The 20,276-nt window shown below is 66.4% G+C and carries 18 protein-coding genes; 5 read left to right on the top strand and 13 right to left on the bottom strand.

Annotated features, from left to right (window positions below):
- Window positions 1–24: 24 nt before the first annotated feature.
- Window positions 25–930: an AraC family transcriptional regulator N-terminal domain-containing protein gene (locus tag ACIP21_RS10125; RefSeq protein WP_400686956.1), complete on the bottom strand. Its 906-nt coding sequence runs from the start codon at window positions 928–930 to the stop codon at window positions 25–27.
- Between the two features lie 180 nt (window positions 931–1,110).
- Between ACIP21_RS10125 and calA the strand changes: the two genes are divergently transcribed.
- The gene (calA, locus tag ACIP21_RS10120; RefSeq protein WP_400686954.1) at window positions 1,111–2,163 is read left to right on the top strand and encodes a vanillin reductase; all 1,053 of its coding nucleotides are present in this window, start codon (window positions 1,111–1,113) and stop codon (window positions 2,161–2,163) included.
- A 27-nt stretch (window positions 2,164–2,190) separates the two neighbouring features.
- Here calA and ACIP21_RS10115 read toward each other — a convergent pair whose 3' ends face one another.
- Window positions 2,191–3,507 carry a hypothetical protein gene (locus ACIP21_RS10115; protein ID WP_400686952.1) on the bottom strand — a complete coding sequence of 439 codons (1,317 nt, stop codon included), beginning with the start codon at window positions 3,505–3,507 and terminating at the stop codon, window positions 2,191–2,193.
- Between the two features lie 202 nt (window positions 3,508–3,709).
- Here ACIP21_RS10115 and ACIP21_RS10110 point away from each other — a divergent pair, with 202 nt between their 5' ends.
- Window positions 3,710–4,909: a sugar transporter gene (locus ACIP21_RS10110; protein WP_400686950.1), complete on the top strand. Its 1,200-nt coding sequence runs from the start codon at window positions 3,710–3,712 to the stop codon at window positions 4,907–4,909.
- A gap of 142 nt (window positions 4,910–5,051) precedes the next feature.
- On the opposite strand, the gene ACIP21_RS10105 is transcribed toward ACIP21_RS10110, so the two are convergent.
- The 3 genes from ACIP21_RS10105 to ACIP21_RS10095 are packed head-to-tail and all read right to left on the bottom strand — an operon-like array spanning window position 5,052 to window position 7,475.
- Window positions 5,052–5,636, bottom strand: coding sequence for a LysE family translocator (locus ACIP21_RS10105; RefSeq protein ID WP_400686948.1), 585 nt, complete (start codon window positions 5,634–5,636; stop codon window positions 5,052–5,054).
- A gap of 50 nt (window positions 5,637–5,686) precedes the next feature.
- A complete protein-coding gene (locus ACIP21_RS10100) occupies window positions 5,687–6,517 on the bottom strand; it encodes an AraC family ligand binding domain-containing protein (protein WP_400686946.1) in 831 nt (276 codons plus the stop codon).
- A gap of 58 nt (window positions 6,518–6,575) precedes the next feature.
- Window positions 6,576–7,475, bottom strand: coding sequence for a LysR substrate-binding domain-containing protein (locus ACIP21_RS10095; RefSeq protein WP_400686944.1), 900 nt, complete (start codon window positions 7,473–7,475; stop codon window positions 6,576–6,578).
- Between the two features lie 104 nt (window positions 7,476–7,579).
- Here ACIP21_RS10095 and nfsB point away from each other — a divergent pair, with 104 nt between their 5' ends.
- Window positions 7,580–8,233 (top strand): oxygen-insensitive NAD(P)H nitroreductase, encoded by a 654-nt coding sequence (gene nfsB / locus ACIP21_RS10090; RefSeq protein WP_400686942.1) that lies wholly within the window; start codon window positions 7,580–7,582, stop codon window positions 8,231–8,233.
- 36 nt (window positions 8,234–8,269) lie between these two features.
- Here the strand turns inward: nfsB and ACIP21_RS10085 are convergent, their stop codons facing one another.
- Window positions 8,270–9,424 carry a cysteine desulfurase family protein gene (locus tag ACIP21_RS10085; protein WP_400686940.1) on the bottom strand — a complete coding sequence of 385 codons (1,155 nt, stop codon included), beginning with the start codon at window positions 9,422–9,424 and terminating at the stop codon, window positions 8,270–8,272.
- A gap of 172 nt (window positions 9,425–9,596) precedes the next feature.
- Complete coding sequence (locus ACIP21_RS10080) at window positions 9,597–10,523, bottom strand: LysR family transcriptional regulator (RefSeq protein WP_400686938.1); 927 nt, start codon at window positions 10,521–10,523, stop codon at window positions 9,597–9,599.
- Between the two features lie 139 nt (window positions 10,524–10,662).
- Here ACIP21_RS10080 and ACIP21_RS10075 point away from each other — a divergent pair, with 139 nt between their 5' ends.
- Complete coding sequence (locus ACIP21_RS10075; protein ID WP_400686937.1) at window positions 10,663–11,892, top strand: acyl-CoA dehydrogenase; 1,230 nt, start codon at window positions 10,663–10,665, stop codon at window positions 11,890–11,892.
- 133 nt (window positions 11,893–12,025) lie between these two features.
- On the opposite strand, the gene ACIP21_RS10070 is transcribed toward ACIP21_RS10075, so the two are convergent.
- From ACIP21_RS10070 to ACIP21_RS10055, 4 genes are all read right to left on the bottom strand, one after another.
- Window positions 12,026–13,378 (bottom strand): SPFH domain-containing protein, encoded by a 1,353-nt coding sequence (locus ACIP21_RS10070; RefSeq protein ID WP_400686935.1) that lies wholly within the window; start codon window positions 13,376–13,378, stop codon window positions 12,026–12,028.
- 116 nt (window positions 13,379–13,494) lie between these two features.
- Complete coding sequence (locus ACIP21_RS10065; RefSeq protein ID WP_400686933.1) at window positions 13,495–14,526, bottom strand: TerC family protein; 1,032 nt, start codon at window positions 14,524–14,526, stop codon at window positions 13,495–13,497.
- 170 nt (window positions 14,527–14,696) lie between these two features.
- Entirely contained in the window at window positions 14,697–16,004 is a 1,308-nt protein-coding gene (locus tag ACIP21_RS10060; protein WP_400686931.1) for a substrate-binding domain-containing protein, read from the bottom strand.
- A 66-nt stretch (window positions 16,005–16,070) separates the two neighbouring features.
- On the bottom strand, window positions 16,071–17,165 hold the full coding sequence (locus ACIP21_RS10055; protein ID WP_400686929.1) for a tartrate dehydrogenase: 1,095 nt from the start codon (window positions 17,163–17,165) through the stop codon (window positions 16,071–16,073).
- 95 nt (window positions 17,166–17,260) lie between these two features.
- Between ACIP21_RS10055 and ACIP21_RS10050 the strand changes: the two genes are divergently transcribed.
- The gene (locus tag ACIP21_RS10050; RefSeq protein WP_400686927.1) at window positions 17,261–18,172 is read left to right on the top strand and encodes a LysR substrate-binding domain-containing protein; all 912 of its coding nucleotides are present in this window, start codon (window positions 17,261–17,263) and stop codon (window positions 18,170–18,172) included.
- Between the two features lie 126 nt (window positions 18,173–18,298).
- Here the strand turns inward: ACIP21_RS10050 and ACIP21_RS10045 are convergent, their stop codons facing one another.
- Window positions 18,299–19,447: an ABC transporter ATP-binding protein gene (locus tag ACIP21_RS10045; RefSeq protein ID WP_400686925.1), complete on the bottom strand. Its 1,149-nt coding sequence runs from the start codon at window positions 19,445–19,447 to the stop codon at window positions 18,299–18,301.
- A 19-nt stretch (window positions 19,448–19,466) separates the two neighbouring features.
- Complete coding sequence (locus tag ACIP21_RS10040; protein WP_020190568.1) at window positions 19,467–20,273, bottom strand: ABC transporter permease; 807 nt, start codon at window positions 20,271–20,273, stop codon at window positions 19,467–19,469.
- Window positions 20,274–20,276: the final 3 nt, after the last annotated feature.

The following is a 20,276-nucleotide window of genomic DNA, read 5'->3' as shown; positions in this document are numbered from 1 at the left end:
GCCGTGTATTTCTGCGCAGAGGAGTTAAACCGGCAGGCTCTGATAAGGCAGTTCATCCCCGGGGCTGCGGGCAAACTGGCGCTTGTATTCGCGGCTGAACTGCGAGGTGCTCTGGTAGCCCACCCGGTGCGCTGCCTGCGCCACGCCGAGCCCTTCGCCGATCAGCATCTGCTGCGCCTTGAGCAGGCGCAGGCGCTTGAGGTACTGCATCGGCGCCATGTCGGTACAGCGCTTGAAGTGCTCGTGGAAGGTCGACACGCTCATGTTGGCGCAGGCCGCCAGCGCCTCGACGCTCAGCGGTTCGGTGAAATGCTCGCGCAGGTAGGCGAGGGCGGCGCCGATGCGGGCGAAATGCCCTTGCTGCTCGACCAGCGCCCGCAGCACGCCGGCCTGGGGGCCGCGCAAGGCGGTATAGAGCACCTCGCGTACCCGCGCCGGGCCCAGCACCTTGGCGTCCACCGGGTCCTGCAGGCACTGCAACAGGCGTTCGACGCTCTCGCGCATCGGCGCATCGAGCGCCGCCGAGGTCATCGACTGCGGTGTCTGCGCCTGCACCGCCGGGTCCGGCGCCAGGCCCATGCTCTGTACCAGCTCGCCGAGCACGCTGCGGTCGATGTCCACCGCCACCCCCAGCAGCGGCGCCTCGGCGGTGGCGAAGGTCTCGCACATGAACGGCACCGACAGCGCCTGCACCAGGTAATGCCCGGCGCCGTACTCCAGGGTGCGCGGGCCCAGGCGCGCCAGCTTGCTGCCCTGGGCCAGGATCATCAGGCTTGGCTCGTAGATCTGTGGGCTGCTGGCCACGTACTGCGCCCAGCTCAGCACCTGCACCTGGGGCAGGTGGGTGGGGACGAAGCCGGGGCGGGTGGCCAGGCGGCGGATCAGCGAGCACAGCGGGGCGTTGGCGTCGACGTGGCGGGTCAGTTGCATGGTGAGCCTGGGCAGAGAATCGGACGCTTTCATCATCGCAGATTGCAGGCCTGGCGCCAGAGATCGCAGGCCAACTCCGGAGAATCAGGCATGGATGCCGGAGAATCAGCCGTGGGCGCGGCGGGCAGGGGTGGGCAGAATGCGCGCCCTGAATCGTTTCATCTGCCTGTGAGGTCCTGCATGTACACCGCCATCGGCTACGCCGCCCAAACCCCGACCAGCCCCTTGGCCCCGATGACTTTCGAGCGGCGTGCCCCTCGCCCGGACGACGTCGCCATCGAGATCCTCTACTGCGGCGTGTGCCACTCCGACATCCACCAGGCCCGCAACGAGTGGGGCATCGCCGTGTACCCGCTGATGCCGGGCCACGAGATCATCGGCCGGGTAACCGCCGTGGGCGAGAAGGTCTCTGCGCACAAGGTCGGTGACCTGGTCGGCGTCGGCTGCATGGTCGACTCCTGCCGCCACTGCGAGGCTTGCGCCAAGGACCTGGAGCAGTACTGCCTGGAAGGCCCGACCATGACCTACGCCACCCCGGACCGGGTCGACGGCAGCAACACCATGGGTGGCTACTCCAGCAGCATCGTGGTCAGCGAGCACTTCGTGGTGCGCATCCCGGCCGGCATGGACCTGGCCAGCGCTGCGCCGATCCTCTGCGCCGGCATCACCACCTACTCGCCGCTCAAGCACCATGGCGTCGGCCCCGGCCACAAGGTCGGCATCCTCGGCATGGGCGGCCTCGGCCACATGGGCATCAAGCTGGCCAAGGCCCTGGGCGCCGAAGTGACCCTGTTCACCCGCTCCCAGGCCAAGGCCGATGAAGCCCGCCGCCAGGGCGCCGACCACGTGATCGTGTCCACCGATGCCGAGCAGATGCGTGCCGCGGCCGGCCGCTTCGACTTCCTGCTCGACACCATCCCGGTGCAGCACGACCTCAACCCGTACCTGGAAACGCTGAAGTTCGATGGCGTGCACATCCTGGTCGGGCTGATCGAACCGATCGACCCGGCGGTGCATGCGGCCAACCTGGTGATGAAGCGCCGGGTGCTGGCCGGCTCGCTCATCGGTGGCATCGCCGAGACCCAGGAAGTGCTGGATTTCTGTGCCGAGCATGACATCCGCTGCGACATCGAGCTGCTCGACATCCGCAATATCAATCAGGCCTACGAGCGCATGATCGCCGGTGACGTGAAGTACCGTTTCGTGATCGACATGGCGACCCTGCAGCGCTAAGTCCGGCGACAGCCTGTACCGGCCCCTTCACCAGGCCAGGGCCTTGTCCCATCCCTTCCAGAACAACCAGCGCCGCACTTCACCATGCGGCCCGGTACCAATCTGCCATTCCGGCCGCCCGCTCCCCAGGGCAATCACCGAAATGAACCCGGCATGGCTCGCCGCCACCAGCGTGCGCCCGTCGGCGCTGAGGTCCATGGCACTGATGGTCGAGCCCAGGAAGTGCTGCCAATGCTCCTGGCCATCCTCGCCGAACGCCCGCAGGTAGCCATAGGCATCGCCGACGATGTACCCGCCATCCGCCGCCACCCCGGCATATACCCGAGCGCCGTCCTGCAGCAGCGGCGTGCGCGGGTCTTCGCTGTAGAACCCGGTGTCGAGCCCTGGCAGGTCCGCCACGCGCACGCCAAGCGTGCCGCCGTTATAGAAGTGGCAGGCATTGACGATCAGTTGGTCACCCGCGCGGTTGAACAGGGCGAAGTGCGGGTACTCGCCGCCCGGGCCGATTTCGGCGACCCGTTCGAGCTGGTCATCGAGCACCAGGTGCCGGCTGCTCTGCTCGCCAAGCGCGATCAGCCGGCCATCCGGCGACACCGCACCATGCTCCATCGACAGGCCAAGGGCGATGTCGTCCGGGTCGCTGCCGGCGGCCAGCTCCTCGAGCACCTGCGCCTGCCGTGGCAGCAGGCGTGTGGCGCCGCCGGCCGCCAGCAGGAAAATGCCTTCGGCGCTCACCAGCAATACCCGCTGGCCATCGGGGAAGGGCACCAGCGCGGTTGGCGTCGGTGGCAGGTCGAACGGCTCGAACGGGTAGCCCTTGGGCAGGCCTTCGAGACCCGTCGGCCACTGCAGCCGGGCGACCTGCGGGCCGCCCCAGCCATCGGTGACGCGCACGCCCTCGGCATTGGCCAGGGCGAAGTAGCGGCGCTGCGGGCAGCGGCCGAAGTGCTCGATGCCGATCACCGGGGTCACCCCATGTTCGCCGATGCGTACCACCTGGCCCTTCTCGTGAGGCATGCCGATGCGCGCCAGCAGGCTGCCGTCGTTCAGCAGCAAGACGCTGGAGATCCCTTGGCCATGGGCATCGAGCAGGGGCACCAGCGGCAGGTGCGCCGGCGGCCAGGCGTCGCGGAAGGCCTGGCGCTGGTGTTCATCGACGCCAGGCCGGTTGATCGCTTCCAGGGCGGCCTGCCAGGCGCCGAGCAAGTGCTCGGTGGCGGCGGGTTGCGGTTCTTCGAGGTCGTCCCAGCCTTGGGCCTGGCCCTGCGCGACGTAGCGGTTGATGGCCTGGGCGTAGGCGGTCACTGCCTGTTGCCACTGCTGCTGGGGGTGCTGCTTGTCCATGGGCGGATCGTGCTCCTTGTTCCGCGTGCCGTTCAGGTGAAGCGCGCATGGTACTCCCATCACACCCGCGGTTGTGAGGGCCGGTATTGACGGGTACCATGCCGGCAACCCTTCCAATAACAACCCCGTGCCCCAGCGCGGCCGATACCTGGCCCCTGACGCGCGGCCTTGTGCCTTGCCTGCGGAGAATCGATCCCCACCCATGAACGGACCCATCCCCACCGACCTGCCGCCCACCGCAGGAAGCGGCAGCTGGCTGAGCGTGATCGCCCTGGCCCTGGCGGCCTTCATCTTCAACACCACCGAATTCGTGCCGGTGGCGTTGCTCAGCGATATCGGCCGCAGCTTCGCCATGACCACCGCCCAGGTCGGCCTGATGCTGACCATCTACGCCTGGGTGGTGGCGCTGGCGTCGCTGCCGATGATGCTGCTGACCCGCAACATCGAACGCCGGCGCCTGCTGCTGCTGGTGTTCCTGGTGTTCATCCTCAGCCACCTGCTGTCGTGGTTGTCGCAGAGCTTCGCCATGCTGCTGGTCAGCCGCATCGGCATCGCCCTGGCCCACGCGGTGTTCTGGGCCATCACCGCCTCGCTGGCGGTGCGCGTGGCGCCGCCGGGCCAGCAGGCCAAGGCGCTCGGCCTGCTGGCCACCGGCACCACCCTGGCGATGGTGCTGGGCATCCCGCTGGGCCGGGTGGTGGGCGAGGCGCTGGGCTGGCGCGTGACCTTCCTGAGCATCGCCGGCGTGGCGCTGGCGACCATGCTCTGCCTGATGAAGTCGCTGCCGCTGCTGCCCAGCCAGAACTCCGGCTCGCTGCGCAGCCTGCCGATCCTGTTCAAGCGCCCGGCGCTGGTCATCACCTACCTGCTGGTGACGCTGGTGATCACCGCGCAATTCACCGCCTACAGCTATATCGAGCCGTTCGCCCTGCACGTGGCGCAGATCGGCGGCGAGCGCACTACGCTGCTGCTGTTGCTGTTCGGCGGTGCCGGGGTGTTCGGTTCGCTGCTGTTCAGCCGCTACAGTGACCGCTTCCCCCACGGTTTCCTGGTGGGCTCGATCGGTGTGCTGGCGGCCTGCCTGCTGCTGCTGTTGCCGCTGTCGGGCAACTTCTACCAGTTCGCGGCGCTGAGCATGTTCTGGGGCGTGGCGATCCTGAGCTTCAGCCTGGCGCTGCAGTCCAAGACCCTGAAGCTGGCGTCCGACGCCACCGACGTGGCCATGGCGCTGTTCTCCGGGATCTACAACATCGGCATCGGGGGCGGGGCGCTGCTGGGCAGTATCGTCAGCAGCCAGATGGGCGTGGCCGATATCGGCCTGGTCGGGGGCGGTGTGGCGGTGGTCGGTTTGGTTGTGGCGCTGGCCAGTACCCGGCGGTTCCGTGAGGCCCTGACCCACTGATTTTGCCTGCCCCGGCCTCTTCGCGGCGGTTCGACGCCTCGATAAACCCGCTCCCACAGGGATCGCACAGATATCCAAGGCTGTGCAAGATCCTGTGGGAGCGGGCTTGCCCGCGAAGAGGCCAGCACAGGCAACATCAGATTCAAGTCAGCACGGCAGCCCAGGCCGACACCAGCAACAACCCTGCCAACCCGCGGTTGAACCACAGCAACCGCCCTGGCGCCTGCAACCAGCGCGCGCTGCCCACTCCCAGCAGCGCCCACACCGCCATGCACGGCACGGCAATCAGCAGGAACACCAACGCCAGCTGCCACACCGGCAACGCCGGCGCCGCGAACACCCCGATCACCGCCACCGCCATCATCCATACCTTGGGATTGACCACCTGCAACGATGCCGCGCTCAGCACGCCGAACGGCTTGCCGGCGGACGCGTCCAGCGGCTCACCGGCACTGCGCAGCATGCGCCAGGCCAGCCAGGTCAGCCACACCACCCCGGCCCAGCTCATCACCTGCTGGGCCAGCGGATGGCGCATCAGCACCTCGCCAAGCCCCAGCCCCACCAGCAGCACGATCGCTGCCGCCGCGCCACAGGCCGCCAGCATCGGCGCCACGCTCGCGCGCAGGCCCAGCCGCGCGCCCTGGGCCAGGATCAGCAGGTTGGTCGGTCCCGGGCTGATGCTCGAGACCAGGGCGAAGAGGATGAAGGGCAACAATGCGTGGGACATGGTGAACGGCTCCGATTGATCAGGGCCCCATGTTCGCGCCTGGCCAGGCCTCAGTCTGGAAGGTTTGAGCAGCGTCGGCGGTAGTCGGCCGGGGTCAGCCGGTAGGCGCGGCGGAACCAGCGGCCCAGGTGGCTCTGGTCGGCGAAGCCCAGCGCCACGGCGACCTCGGCGGGCGTGCTGCCCTGGGCGAGCAAGCGCCGGGCGCGGGACAGGCGCAGCTGGATCAGGTAGGCGTGCGGCGCCAGGCCGAAGGCGGCCTTGAAGGCGCGGGTCAGGCGGAAGCGGTCGACCCCGCAAGCCTGCGCCACCTGCTCCAGGCTGATGTCCTGGTCGAGGTGGGCGTGCAGGAAGTCCCGCGCGCGCTGGGCGGTCAGCGGCAGGCGTGGGTCGGGGTTGAGGCGCTTGCGCCAGTGCAGGTGGCGGGTCAGGCTGGCCAGCAAGTTGTCCATGGCGCTCTGGCGGACGATGCGCAGCTCCTGGCCATGCAGCGCCTGGAACGCCAGCGCGGTGGCGCCGGCCAGGCGTTGGTCGTGGCACAGGGTGTCGGCGAAGCTCGGCAGGCTGTCGCTCGGCGCCTGGGCGAACAGCGCCTGCAGCTCGGTCTCCAGCCAGTGCGGCTGCAGGTACAGGGTCGAGTAGGTGAAGCCTTCGGCGGTGGGCGCGTGGCCGTCGTGCAGGTCGCCCGGTTCGAGCAGGAACACCTGGCCGGCGGTGCTCTGGTGGCGCACCCGGCGGCAGTTGAACTGCTGCACGCCTTGCTCGGTGATGCCGACCAGGAAGCTGTCGTGCCAGTGCGGGTCGTAGGCGTGGCCGACGAAATGCGCGCGAACCGACTCGATGCCGGTGGCGGCGTCTTGCTTGAGGTCGATCCAGTTGCTCATGACGGTGCGGCTGCTGACGGGGTGGGCGGTTCACCTTAGCGCAGATACCCCCGGTGGTTTAGAACATTTGTGCAGGCTGCAGCGCGGTGAAGCGCTCGCGCAGCCACAGGTGCAGTTGCGTCACCGCCGGCGACAACTGTTTGCGGTGCGGGCATATCAGGGTCACCGGGGTGGCCTCGCCTCGATGCTCGGGCAGCAGTATCTCCAGTTCGCCGGCGGCAATGTTGGCGCTGACGTCCAGCCACGACTTGTAGACGATGCCTTCACCCTCCAGCGCCCAGCGCCGCACCACGTCGGCATCGTCGCTGACCAGCGGCCCGCGCACCTGCACGGTGCGGTTGCCGAGCTGCCACTTGTCGTACACCCGGTTGTGCTGCAGGTACAGCAGGCAGTCGTGCTGCTGCAGCTCTTCGAGCGTGCGCGGGCGGCCGTGACGGGCCAGGTAGCCAGGCGAGGCCACCAATACCCGGCGGTTCCACGGTGCCAGCGGCAGGGCGATGTAGTTGGCGTCCTGGTCGAGGCCGTAGCGGATGGCGATGTCCACCGGGTCGCGGCTGAAGTCGGCGATCTGGTCGGAAAGAAAGAAACGCAGGTTGAGTGCCGGGTGCTCGCGGCGGAATGCGCTTAGCCAGGGCAGCAGCAGGTTGCGGCCGATGTCCGAGGGCGCCGACACCTGCAGCGTGCCGCGCAGGATGCTGTGGCTGCCGTGCAGCTGCTCATGCCCCTGGCGCAGGGTATCGAGCACACGCTGGGCGGTGGGCAGGTACAGCTCGCCTTCGGCGGTCAGGCGCAGGCTGCGGGTGGTGCGGGCGAACAGGCGCACGTCGAGGTCGCGCTCCAGGCGCTTGATCGCCGCCGCCACCTGGCCGGGTAGCAGGTCGGCCTCGAAGGCGGCGGCGGTGAAGCTGCCCAGCGCGCTGGCGCGGACGAACAGTTGCAGGTCGGCGAGACGGAGCATTTTCACTCCAGGTGTGAAAGTGTTGCTGCATTCTGCCGGTTTTTCTTATTTTCAGGAAAGATAAGATGCGCGACAAATCCCGTTCCGTTCACTGGAGTCGCACCATGGATACTGTCACCCTGGCCAAGCGCCGCTACACCACCAAGGCCTACGATGCCGCCCGCAAGATCCCCCAGGCCACCGTCGACGCCTTTCTCGAGCAACTGCGCCACAGCCCCTCGTCGGTCAACTCGCAGCCCTGGCACTTCATTGTCGCCGACAGCGCCGAGGGCAAGGCGCGCCTGGCCAAGGCCACCGAAGGCCAGTTCGCCTACAACACTGCCAAAGTGCTCGATGCGTCCCACGTGATCGTGTTCTGCGCCCGCACCGACATGACCGAAGCGCACCTGGACGCGGTGCTCGACCAGGAGCAGGCCGATGGCCGTTTCCGTGACGAGCAGGCGCGAGCCGGGCAGAACCAGACTCGTCGCGGCTATGTGAACCTGCACCGCTTCGACCAGAAGGACCTGCAGCACTGGATGGAAAAACAGACCTACCTGGCCCTGGGCACTGCGCTGCTCGGTGCTGCCGCCCATGGCCTGGATGCCACGCCCATCGAAGGCTTCGACAGCCAGGTGCTGGATGCCGAACTGGGGCTGCGTGAGCAGGGCTATTCCAGCGTGGTGCTGCTGAGCCTGGGTTACCGCAGCGAAGCCGACTTCAATGCCGGCCTGAACAAGTCACGGTTGCCGGCTTCGCAAGTGTTCACCTTCCTGTAAGGCATCTGTCGGCAGGGCCGGCGCTTTTTCGCGGGGTTACCACAACGCCGCCGAAGCCGAGGCCAAGGCCCGCCCGAACACCTCGATCGCCTGGTCCACCTCCGCCTCGCTGGTGTAACGGCCGATACTCACCCGCACGCTCTTGCGCGCGCGCTGTTCATCGAGCCCCAGCGCCAGCAGCACATGTGAAGCCGCGTTGCTCGCCGAGTTGCAGGCCGAGGTGGTGGACAGCGCCAGCTCGCTGGCCAGCGCCGCGCTGTTGAAGCCTGCGGCGTCGACGCAGAGGTTGAGCGTGTGCGGGATCCGCTGCGTGGCACTGCCGTTGAGGCTGACCCCGGGCAGCGCCAGCAGCCCGTCGCCCAAGCGCCGAGCCAGCTGTTCGAGGCGCTGGTGCTCGCTGTCGCCCGGTGCGCCGGCGAGGGCGAAGGCGCTGCCCATGCCGACGATCTGGTGAGTGGGCAGGGTGCCCGAGCGCAGCCCGCGTTCATGCCCGCCGCCGTGAATCTGTGCGCGCATCAGCTCGCGAGCACGCGGTCCGACATACAGCGCGCCGATGCCCTTGGGCCCATAGACCTTGTGGGCCGAGAACGACATCAGGTCCACCGCCATGGCCTGCAGGTCGATGGCCAGCTTGCCCACCGCCTGGGCCGCATCCACATGCAGCAAGGCGCCGTGGGTGCGTACCCGGTTGCCGATGGCGGCGAAGTCGGTGACCGTGCCCAGTTCATTGTTGACCGCCATCAGCGACACCAGGCGCGTGTCGGCACGCAGGGCCGCCTGCACCGCGTCGGGCTGGATCAGGCCGTCAGCGTCCGGCGCCAGGCGGGTGATGGCCCAGCCCTGGCGCTGCAGTTCGTTGACGGTGTCGAGCACGGCCTTGTGTTCCAGCTGGCTGGTGACCAGGTGGCCTGGTTGGCCCAGGCCTTGGGCGATGCCCTTGAGCGCGAGGTTGTTGGACTCGGTGGCGCCCGAGGTCCAGATGATGTCGTCGGCACCGGCGCCGACCCGTTCGGCCACTTGCCGGCGCGCCTGTTCGACCACCTCGCGGGCAGCCTGGCCATAGGCGTGGCCACTGGAGGCGGGGTTGCCGAAGTGCACCTGGCGGCCAAGGCAGGTGAGCATGGTTTCGATCACCCGGTCGTCGACCGGAGTGGTGGCGGCGTAGTCGAAATAGAGCGGGGCGCTAGGCATGGGGCGGGTCCGTGCTGTGTTGCCGTGGTATCGGCAATCGTTGCAGCAAGCGTACCCGCTGGCGTGGGAAAGAATTTGCCTTATGTCACGTGGTTGCGGTGGAGGAAGAGAACATTTTTCTCTATCGATAGCGTTGTGTGGAATAACTTTCTCGCCCATGCCCCCGGGAAGGTCAGGCCGGATCCAGCTCCCGTTCTTCCTCGGCCACCACCCGTTCGCACAGCTCGATGATCTGCTCGCGCATCCAGCGGTTGGCCGGGTCCTGGTCGGTGCTTTCGTGCCAGTACAGGTGCGTCTCCAGTGCCGGGATCTCCACTGGCAAGGGTTGGAAGCGCAGTTTGTGACGGCGGGCGAAACGCTCCGGCACGGTCATCGCCATGTCGGTCTGCTGCAGCACCTGGGAGGCCATCAGGTAATGTTGCGAACGCAGGGCGACCTTGCGCTGCACGCCCATCTTGCCCAGCGCAAGGTCGACGTAGCCCAGGCCATTGCGGCGGCTGGAAATGTGGATATGGGTCATGCCCAGGTACTGCTCCAGGGTCAGCCTGGCCTCGGCCAGCGGGTGCCCCTGGCGCAGGGCGCAGACGTAGCGGTCCTGCATCAGCTTGACGTGGCGCACCTGCGGGTCGGTGTTCAGCGGCGCGTCGACGGCGAAGTCCAGGCGCCCGGCGGCCAGTTCCTTGGTGGTTTCCCGGCGCTTGCTCAGGAAGCTTTCTATCAGCACGCCCGGAGCCAGGCGGCGCAGGCGCTGGAACAGGGGCGGGAGGATCACCGCCTCGGTGAGGTCGGTCATGCTGATGCGGAAGGTCTTGTTGGCCTGCTGGGGATTGAAGATGCGGCTTTCCTGCACAGAGGTGCGCAGCAGCGCCAGGGCGTTGCGCACCGGGCCGATGATGTTCTGCGCCATGGGCGTGGGCACCATGCCTTGGGCAGTGCGCACGAACAGCGGGTCGTTGAAGGTTTCTCGCAGCCGCGACAGGGCGTTGGACACCGCCGGCTGGGTAATGCCGACGATCTGCCCGGCGCGGGTCAGGTTGGCTTCGGTGTAGATCGCGTCGAAGACGATGAACAGGTTGAGGTCGACCTTGCTGAGGTTCATGTGCGCCGCTCTTTGTTGGAGTTATCGGCCGATCATATATCGGTTATGAATGTTTATACACGCTGAAAATAGACTAGGTAGATCGAGCTTGCCTGCTCTAGGCTCTGCCCATGAACTTCGAACCGAGAAGGTAGCCCCGATGGATTTCGCCTATTCGCCCAAGGTCCAGGCGCTGCGCGAGCGCGTCAGCGCGTTCATGGACGCCCATGTCTACCCCGCCGAACCGGTGTTCGAGCGCCAGGTCGCCGAGGGCGATCGCTGGCAGCCCACCGCGATCATGGAACAGCTCAAGGCCAAGGCCCGCGCCGAAGGCCTGTGGAACCTGTTCCTGCCCGAGTCGGAATACGGCGCCGGCCTGAGCAACATGGAGTACGCGCCGCTGGCCGAGATCATGGGCCGCTCGCTGCTGGGTTCGGAGCCGTTCAACTGCTCGGCGCCGGACACCGGCAACATGGAAGTGCTGGTGCGCTACGGCAGCGAGGCGCAGAAGCGCCAGTGGCTGGAACCGCTGCTCAGCGGCGAGATCCGCTCGGCGTTCGCCATGACCGAGCCGGACGTGGCCTCCTCGGACGCCACCAACATGGCCGCCACCGCCGTGCGTGAGGGTGACCAGTGGGTGATCAACGGCCGCAAGTGGTGGACCTCGGGTGCCTGCGACCCACGCTGCAAGGTGATGATCTTCATGGGCCTGTCCAACCCCGACGGCCCGCGTCACCAGCAGCACTCGATGGTGCTGGTGCCGACCGATGCGCCTGGGGTGAAGATCGTCCGGCCGCTGCCGGTGTTCGGCTACGACGATGCGCCCCACGGCCACGCCGAGGTGCTGTTCGAGAACGTGCGGGTGCCTTACGACAACGTGATCCTCGGCGAGGGCCGCGGCTTCGAGATCGCCCAGGGGCGCCTGGGCCCGGGCCGCATCCACCACTGCATGCGCTCGATCGGCATGGCCGAGCGGGCCCTGCAGCTGATGTGCATGCGCTCGGTCGAGCGCACCGCCTTTGGCAAGCCCCTGGCGCGGTTGGGCGGCAACGTCGACAAGATCGCCGACTCGCGCATGGAGATCGACATGGCGCGCCTGCTGACCCTGAAGGCGGCATACATGATGGACACCGTCGGCAACAAGGTGGCGCGCAGCGAGATCGCGCAGATCAAGGTGGTGGCGCCGAACGTGGCCCTGAAGGTGATCGACCGGGCGATCCAGATGCATGGCGGGGCAGGGGTGAGCGGCGATTTCCCGCTGGCCTACATGTATGCCATGCAGCGCACCCTGCGCCTGGCCGATGGGCCGGACGAGGTGCACCGGGCGGCGATCGGCAAGTATGAGATCGGCAAGTATGTGCCGGTGGAGATGCTGCGCAGCAACAGATGATGTAAGCCTGCACCGGCCTCTTCGCGGGTAAACCCGCTCCCACAAGGTAGACCACAGTTTTCAAGCCCTGTGGTTTACCTGTGGGAGCGGGCTTGTCGAGGTGTCGAACCGCCGCGAAGAGGCCGGTACTGGCTTACTGGGTCTTGAGGTCTACCATCAGGTCCTTTGCCGCCTTGGTGGCCAGCACGCTCATCAGTCTGCTCATCTCATCCTGACGCCCCACTCCTGTCTCTGAACTACCCATCATTACACCCGGCACAGGCGCTCGAGCTGCAGCTTCGGCCCAGGCGCGATTGATCTGAACGAGAGCGTCGAGCTTGTTCTGCAACGCGCCATCGGCCTTGAGCGAGACTTCGCGGGCATGGGCTTCTGCATCGGCGGTGATCTTGGTGGCTTCGGCGGTGACCCTGGCTTTGTCACGCAGCAGTTCAGCCGTCTGCTTGTCGATCTCGGCGCGGCGCTTTTCCCGTTCGGCATTGATGAGGGCGAGCTGCTTCTCCGTCTCTGCCTGGGTCGTGCGCTCGATCTGCTGGCGCAGGCTTTCCTGGCGCTTGGCCTCCACGTCCTTGGCGCCGCGGGCAGACACCAGTTCTTTCTCTTCTTCTTCCTTGAGCCGGTTCTGCCGTGCAACCGCGAGCTCCGCCAAAGCCTGCTGCACCCGAACCATGCGCTGCTGGTATTGAGGGTTCGGGTCGATATTGGTTATCCGGGCGTCTACCAGTTCGACGCCGAACAGGCGAAATTGCTGCTGCTTGCGCAATTCCTGGCCGTCCTTGTCGAGCTTTTTCTCGATGACGAAACGGGTCGCACTGTTGTCACCGAAACTTCCTTGCTCAGTGCCGGACTGCAGGATTGCCGTCTGGGCAGGGTAGTTGTCGCGTTGCACGCGAATTTCCTTGCGACTGGTCAGATACAGGCCATTGCGCAGCTGGTTTTCGAACTCTGCGCCAAAGTGGCTGCGATTGCCGGCATAGTAATCATCTGCGCTCATCAAAGATGCGGTGGCCTGCAAGGTTTCCTTGACCGCCGGCAGCAAGGCACGCTGAAGGAAGTTCTCCGGCGTGCGGTACTCCTGCGCGATCTTCAGAAAGGCTTCACCTGAAGGCAGGCGGAACTGAGTGCTGAATTCAGCTTTCGCATCGACGTTGCCCAGGAACACGATTGGCAGGTTCTGGATGATCGCCGAGGCCTGCCCGCGATGGCGGTCATCCTGATTATCGACTTGCAAGGCCGATTGAACCCCGATAGTGCGCCGCCAGGCAGTGCTGCGACCGAACCACTTGGTGGCATAACCCACTTCTTCGACCACCTTTTCTTCGCCAAAGATCGTGCGCACATGCGTCATCTGGCCCGCTTCGTTGTAAAACAACACTTCATTGAACAGCAACGTGAAAACACCTCCCGCAACCACCGGTAAGACTATTGCAGCGACCAGTTTGCGATTCACGCGTAAAGGGCTGAAACCAGGGAATGAAATTTTTTGCATGGAGGCACTCCTACACGGGGGAGTGCGAATGCTGGCTAAACATGAACGGAGGTTGAAATCGGGCAAATCGGCACTGGATGTAGGAAGAGGCGGCCTGGATGTAGCTTAAAAATTCTTCAGGTCGGTAAATGGGGCTCTTTTTCCTTCTTTCCGGTGACATCCTTCCTACTTGTCTTGCTGGTCCGCGTCTTGATCAGCGACACCACCACCCCTCCCAGCAGCAACCCGAACGTCACCCCCAGCGACAGCAACGCCGGCACCTTGCCGACCATGCCGTGGTAGAAGATCTTGCAACCAATGAAGATCAACACCAGCGCCAACGCATATTTCAGGTACACGAACCGGTGCATCAGCGCCGACAAGGCGAAATACAGCGAACGCAAGCCGAGAATGGCGAAGATGTTCGAGGTGTAGACGATGAACGGGTCCTGGGTGATGGCGAAGATCGCCGGCACGCTGTCGACGGCGAACACCAGGTCGGCCAGTTCGATCAGCACCAGCGCCAGGAACAGCGGTGTGGCGTAGCGCAGGGCTTTGCTCTGGCCCGGTGGCGTCAGGCGCACGAAGAAGTGCGAGCCATGCAGCTGGTCGGTCACGCGCAGGTGCCGGCGGACGAACTTGAGGATCGGGTTGTTGGCCAGGTCCGGGTGGGCGTCTTCCTTCGACAAGGCCATCTTCACCCCGGTGAACAGCAGGAACGCACCGAAAATGTACAGCACCCACTCGAAGTTCTGCACCAGCGCCGCGCCCACGCCGATCATGATCGCCCGCAGGAACACCACGCCGAGGATGCCCCAGAACAGCACGCGGTGCTGGTAGCGGCGGGGGATGGCGAAAAAGCCGAAGATCATCGCCATGACGAACACGTTGTCCATCGACAGCGACTGCTCGACCAGGAACCCGGTGTAGAACTCCAGCGCCGACTGCGCGCCCAGTTCATGCCAGACCCACACGCCGAACAGCACGCCGACGCTGAAGTAGCCGGTGTACAACAGCAGGCTTTCGCGCATTTCGATCTCGCGTTCCTGGCGGTGCAGCACGCCCAGGTCGAGCACCAGCAGGCCGATGACGATGGCCATGAATACCAGCCACAACCAGGTGCTGGTGCCGAGAAAGGGCGTGGTGAGAAATGCCTGCAGAGCTGTCATGAGCCCCTCCTGGTTGATCGACGTCGCCATCGGGCGATGGCGACAGTGATCCGACATCACGGCTGGGCAGCCGTCAGAGGGGCCCGGTATCACATGGGCTTGAGCCTAGACCCGTTTGCCGGTGATGCCGAATGGCGAGCTGTTACATTTCTTTGCCTGGGTGCACGGCCTCAGTACACCCAGACCTCGACCCGCCGGTTGCGCAAGCGGCCTTGCTCGAGATCGTTGCCTGCCACCGGCAGCTCGTCGCCCATGCCGGTCACTTCCAGCACCTCGACGCCGTCGCGTGCGAGCTCGCGCCGCACCGCCTGGGCCCGCAGCCGCGACAGCAGCGCGGCGCGGCCGGGCGTTGCCTTGGGGTCGCCGAAACCCACCAGCACCGCCTTGCCCTGCAGCTTGCCGGCCTGGCGCAGGTAGTCGGCCACCCGCTGCACGTCGCGCAGGGCCTTGGTGTCGAGGCTGGCGCTGCCTTCCTGGAAGCGGAAGTTGACGCTCAGGCGCTGGGCCTGCTGGGCCAGGCTGCGGTAGCGCGGCGGCATGTCGGGCTGGGCCGGTACCGGCTTGGCCTTGACCTGCTGGGACACGAAACCCTGGTCGGCGACGATGGCCTGGCCGGCGGGGCTCTGGGCGAAATCGGCCAGGGCCTTGGCCTGGGGCCTGGCGTTGGCCGGCAGGTAGAAGTACAGGCGCCGCGACAGCGGATAGTCTTCGCTGGCCACCAGCGTGCGCTCGGGCAGCATGGCCGGCGCATCGCCTTCGGCCACCGCCAGCACCTTGGCCCCGTGCACCGCCGCCAGGCTGCTGAAGCCGATGGCCTGGCGGTCGGCCGCGACCCGCCCGGCCAGTTGCTCGCTGGACTCGAAGCGTTGCGCCTTGGGGCTGAGCTGGGCGTGCAGCGGGTCGAGCACCAGGGCCTTGAAGGTCTCGAAGGTGCCGGAGCGGTCGTCGCGGGCATACAGGTGGATCGCGCCGCCGGCCACGCCCAGTTGCTCCCAGCGTTGCACCTGGCCGGAGAACACCTGCGCCAGTTGCCGGGTGGTCAGGCGCGGCAACGGGTTGTCGGGGTGAACGATCAGCGCCACGCCGTCCAGGCCGATCACCTGCTCGGCGCTGGCGGCGCGCAGGTCGCCGAGCGCCTTGAGCCTGACCACTTCGGCCTCGCTGATCGGGCGTGACGCCGCCGCCAGGTCGGCGTCACCCTGGCCAAGGGCGGCAAAGCCGGTGCTCGAACCGTGGGCGGCGATGTCGATGCGCAGCGCCCGGCCCTGGGCGTCGCGGGCGGTGATCACGGTTTCGTTGGCCAGCGCACCGGGCACCTGCTGGATATCCGTCGCGTGCTGTGCCCACAACTGCCCCTGCACCAGTGCCGGCAACAGCGCCGCGCCGATGGTGTTGGAGCCTTGCACGCGCAGGTGCAAGGGCTCGGCCAGCGCCGTCAGGGGGAAAAGGGGCAGGAGCAGGAGGAGCAGGCGCAGCATGCCGGGCGACCTTTGGCATAGAGTTGCCCGGCAGATTACGACCGTTGCGTGACCGAAATGTGACGCCTAGGCGCTGCCCAGCGCGTCGGCGATGGCCCGGCCAACGGCCTGGGTCGAGTGGCTGCCGCCCATGTCGGGGGTGGTGGCGCCGCTGACGATGACGGCCTCGATGGCCCGCAGGATGTCATCGTGCGCGGCCTGGTAGCGGGCGTCTGCGGTTTCCTGGCCGAGGAACTCGAGCATCATCGCGCCGGACCAGATCATGCCGATCGGGTTGGCGATGTTGCGGCCGAAGATGTCCGGCGCCGACCCGTGCACCGGCTCGAACAGCGACGGCAACCTGCGCCCGGGGTTGAGGTTGGCCGACGGCGCGATGCCGATGGTGCCGGTGCAGGCGGGGCCAAGGTCGGAGAGGATGTCGCCGAACAGGTTGGACGCCACCACCACGTCGAAGCGTTCCGGTTGCAGCACGAAACGGGCGCAGAGGATGTCGATGTGCTGCGTGTCCCAGCTGATTTCCGGGTAGTGCGCGGCGACGGCGGCGCTGCGTTCGTCCCAGTAGGGCATGCTCACCGCCATGCCGTTGGACTTGGTGGCCGAGGTGACGTGCCGGCGCGGGCGATGCTGCGCCAGTTCGAAGGCGTACTCGAGGATGCGGTCGACGCCGCGGCGGGTGAACACCGACTCCTGCAGGACGATTTCGTTGGCGGTGCCTTCGAACATGCGCCCGCCCAGGGACGAGTACTCGCCCTCGGTGTTTTCCCGCACCACCACGAAATCGATGTCACCGGGCTGCTTGCCGGCCAGCGGGCAGGGCACGCCGGGGAACAGGCGTACCGGGCGGATGTTCACGTACTGGTCGAAGTCGCGGCGGAACTTGAGCAGCGAACCCCACAGGGAAATGTGGTCGGGTACCTTCTCGGGCCAGCCGACAGCGCCGAAATACAGGGCGTCGAAGCCCTTGAGCCGGTCGAACCAGTCGTCCGGCATCATCTTGCCGTGGGCCAGGTAATAGTCGCAGCTGGCCCATTCGAAAAACTCGAACTGCAGATTCAAGCCGTGCAGGCGGGCGGCGGCTTCGAGCACGCGAATGCCTTCGGGGAGCACTTCCTGGCCGATGCCGTCTCCGGGGATGGCGGCGATCTTGAACGTCTTGGTCATGGGGCACCTTGTGGCTGGGGAACAGGTGCGGGAAATGCTATAAGGGCCCTTGACGGAAATAATCAGCAAATCCATGCATTCTTGGTGCACGAATCGTGAATAAACTGCCAAACCTCGACGACCTCGACATTTTCCTCCAGGTGGCCCGCCGCGCCAGTTTCGCTGCGGTGGCCGAGGCCCGTGGCATGTCGGCCGCGTTCGTCAGCAAGCGCATTCGCGCCCTTGAAGCCGACCTTGGCGTACGCCTGTTGCACCGCACCACGCGGCGGGTGGCGGTGAGCGAGGAGGGCGAACGCGTCTACCAGTGGGCACAGCAGATCTTCGAAGCCTTGCAGCGCATGGGCGATGATCTGGACGCCGGGCAGCGCGAGCCTGCCGGGCAATTGCGCATTGCCAGCAGCCTGGGCCTTGGCCGGCGCATGCTGGCGCCGGCGCTGTCGGAGCTGGCGGTGCGCTATCCGCGGCTGGATATCCGCCTGGACGTGCACGACCGGTTGGTGGACCTGGTGGCCGAAGGGGTCGATCTGGATATCCGCGTGGGCAATGCCATAGCGCCCAACCTGATCGCCAAGCGCCTGGCGCGCAACTGGCGGGTGCTGTGCGCAGCGCCGGACTACCTGGCCCGGCGTGGCACACCCAAGGCTCTGGCCGAACTGGCCAGCCATGATTGCCTGGCGATCAAGGAGCGTGACCATCCATTCGGCCTGTGGCATCTGGAAGGGCCAGCCGGTGAAGAAAGCGTAAGGGTGACCGGGGCGCTGTCGAGCAACCATGGCGAGGTGGTGCACCAGTGGTGCCTGGACGGTCGTGGGATCGTGCTGCGTTCGTGGTGGGATGTGCACGACAGCCTGGCGGATGGGCGGCTGGTGCAGGTGCTGGAGGGGTACCGGCAGAGTGCCGATATCTGGGCGGTGTACAGCGCGCCGCTGGCCGGGTCGGCCAAGGTGCGGGTGGCGGTGGAGTTTTTCCGGGACTTTTTCGCTGACAGGTTTCAGATTCCGGGTTGACCAGTACCGGCCTCTTCGCGGGTAAACCCGCTCCCACAGGTACAGCACAGTTTTCGAATCCTGTGCTGTACCTGTGGGAGCGGGTTTACCCGCGAAAGGGCCGGCACAGCCACTGAACCGCCGGGATCAATGCGCCCCGGCCGACTTGCTCAGATCGCTTTCGGCCCACTCGGTGTAGATGCAGGCATCGGCCACCGCCCAGCGCACTTTCACGTTGTCCCCCGGCTGCATCGGCATCCCGGCGGCAGACAGGGCCTTCACGGTCAGCTCGGTACCGCCCGCCGTCACCACGTGGCAGGTCTGGCTCTCACCCAGGAACAGCACCTCGCCAACCTTGGCGCTGACCTCGTTCCAGCCCGCCGGCAATGGCTCGCGCGCAGCCTGTTCGGCCGTAAGCGCCAGGGCCTTCTCCGGCCGCACCATGATCAGCGCGTCCTGCCCGGCATTGATGCCCGGGGTCAGGCGGATCGCCACCGGCTGCCCTTCGAAGCTGCCGGCGCCGTTGCTGTTGGCCTTGATGCGCAGGAAGTTGGAGTTGCCCAGGAACGATGCGACGAAGGCATTCGGCGGGTTCTGGTACAGGTCGTAGCCGGTGCCCAGGCCGACGATCTTGCCGTGGCTGAAGATGGCGATGCGCTGGGACAGGCGCATGGCTTCTTCCTGGTCGTGGGTGACGTAGACGATGGTGATGCCCAGCCGGCGGTGCAGTTGGCGCAGTTCGTCCTGCAGGTCTTCACGCAGCTTCTTGTCCAGCGCGCCAAGCGGTTCGTCCATCAGCAGGATGCGTGGCTCGTACACCAGCGCCCGGGCGATCGCCACACGTTGCTGCTGGCCGCCGGACATCTGCGACGGCTTGCGGTGGGCGAACTTCTCCAGTTGCACCAGCTTGAGCATGGCGTCGACGCGCTTGTTGGTCTCGCTGGTGCCGAGCTTGCGGATGGCCAGGGGGAAGGCGATGTTGTCGCGCACGTTCAGGTGCGGGAACAGCGAATAGCGCTGGAACACCATGCCGATGTCACGCTTGTGCGGCGGCACGTTGACCAGCGACTGGCCGTCGACCAGGATCTCGCCGCTGCTGGGCGTCTCGAAGCCGGCCAGCATCGACAGGGTGGTGGACTTGCCCGAGCCGCTGGAGCCGAGGAAGGTGAGGAATTCGCCGTCCTGGATCTCCAGGTCGAGGTTGTCCACGGCGGTGAAGTCGCCGTAGTGCTTGTTCAGGCCACGCAGGCTGACCAGGGTCTTGCCGGGCGCGTTGTCTTTGATCACTGCACTCATTGTTGTTTTCTCCGCGCGCTCAGGCGTTTTCGGTGCGCCGGCGCAAGGCGGCGGCAATGAACATGACGAGAAGCGACAGGCCGATCAGCAGGGTCGAGGCCACGGCGATGACCGGGCTCAGGTCCTGGCGCAGGGTGGTCCACATCTTCACCGGCAGGGTCTGCAGGTCGGGGCTGGCCATCATCACGCTCAGCACCACCTCGTCCCACGACACCAGGAAGGCGAACAGGCCGCCGGCGATCATCCCCGGGCGAATGGCCGGGAAGGTCACCTTGAAGATCGCCTGCAGGCGCGAGGCGCCGCAGATCACGGCGGCATCCTCGATCGACTGGTCGAACAGCTTCAGCGAGTTGATGATCGAGATGATGGTGAAGGGCAGGGCGACGATCACGTGGCTGACCACGAAGGCGAACAGGGTGCCGGTGTAGCCGAGCTTGAGGAACAGCGCGTACACCGCCACGGCGATGATCACCAGCGGCACGATCATCGGCATGGTGAACAGCCCGTACAGCAGCTCGCGGCCCGGGAAGCGGCCACGCACCAGGGCGAAGGCGCTGGGCAGGCCGAGCAGCACGGCGGCGACGGTGGTCAGCACGGCGACCTTGAGGCTGGCCAGGGCGGCGTCCATCCACTCCGGGTTGGAGAAGAACTGGCCGTACCACTTGAAGGTCCAGCCCGGTGGCGGGAACACCAGCCACTGGGACGAGCCGAACGACAGCAGCACGATGAACACCACCGGCAGCAGCAGGAAGGCGGCGATGACCCCGGTGGTCAGGTACAGCCCGGTGCGCAGCGGGCGCCCCATGGCATTGGGAGACAGAAGCATGGC

The organism is Pseudomonas sp. NPDC089401 (genome assembly GCF_044749485.1).
Taxonomy (GTDB): Bacteria; Pseudomonadota; Gammaproteobacteria; order Pseudomonadales; family Pseudomonadaceae; genus Aquipseudomonas.
The sequence above is the reverse complement of the archived record's forward strand: the minus strand, read 5'-3'. Positions and strand labels throughout refer to the sequence as shown.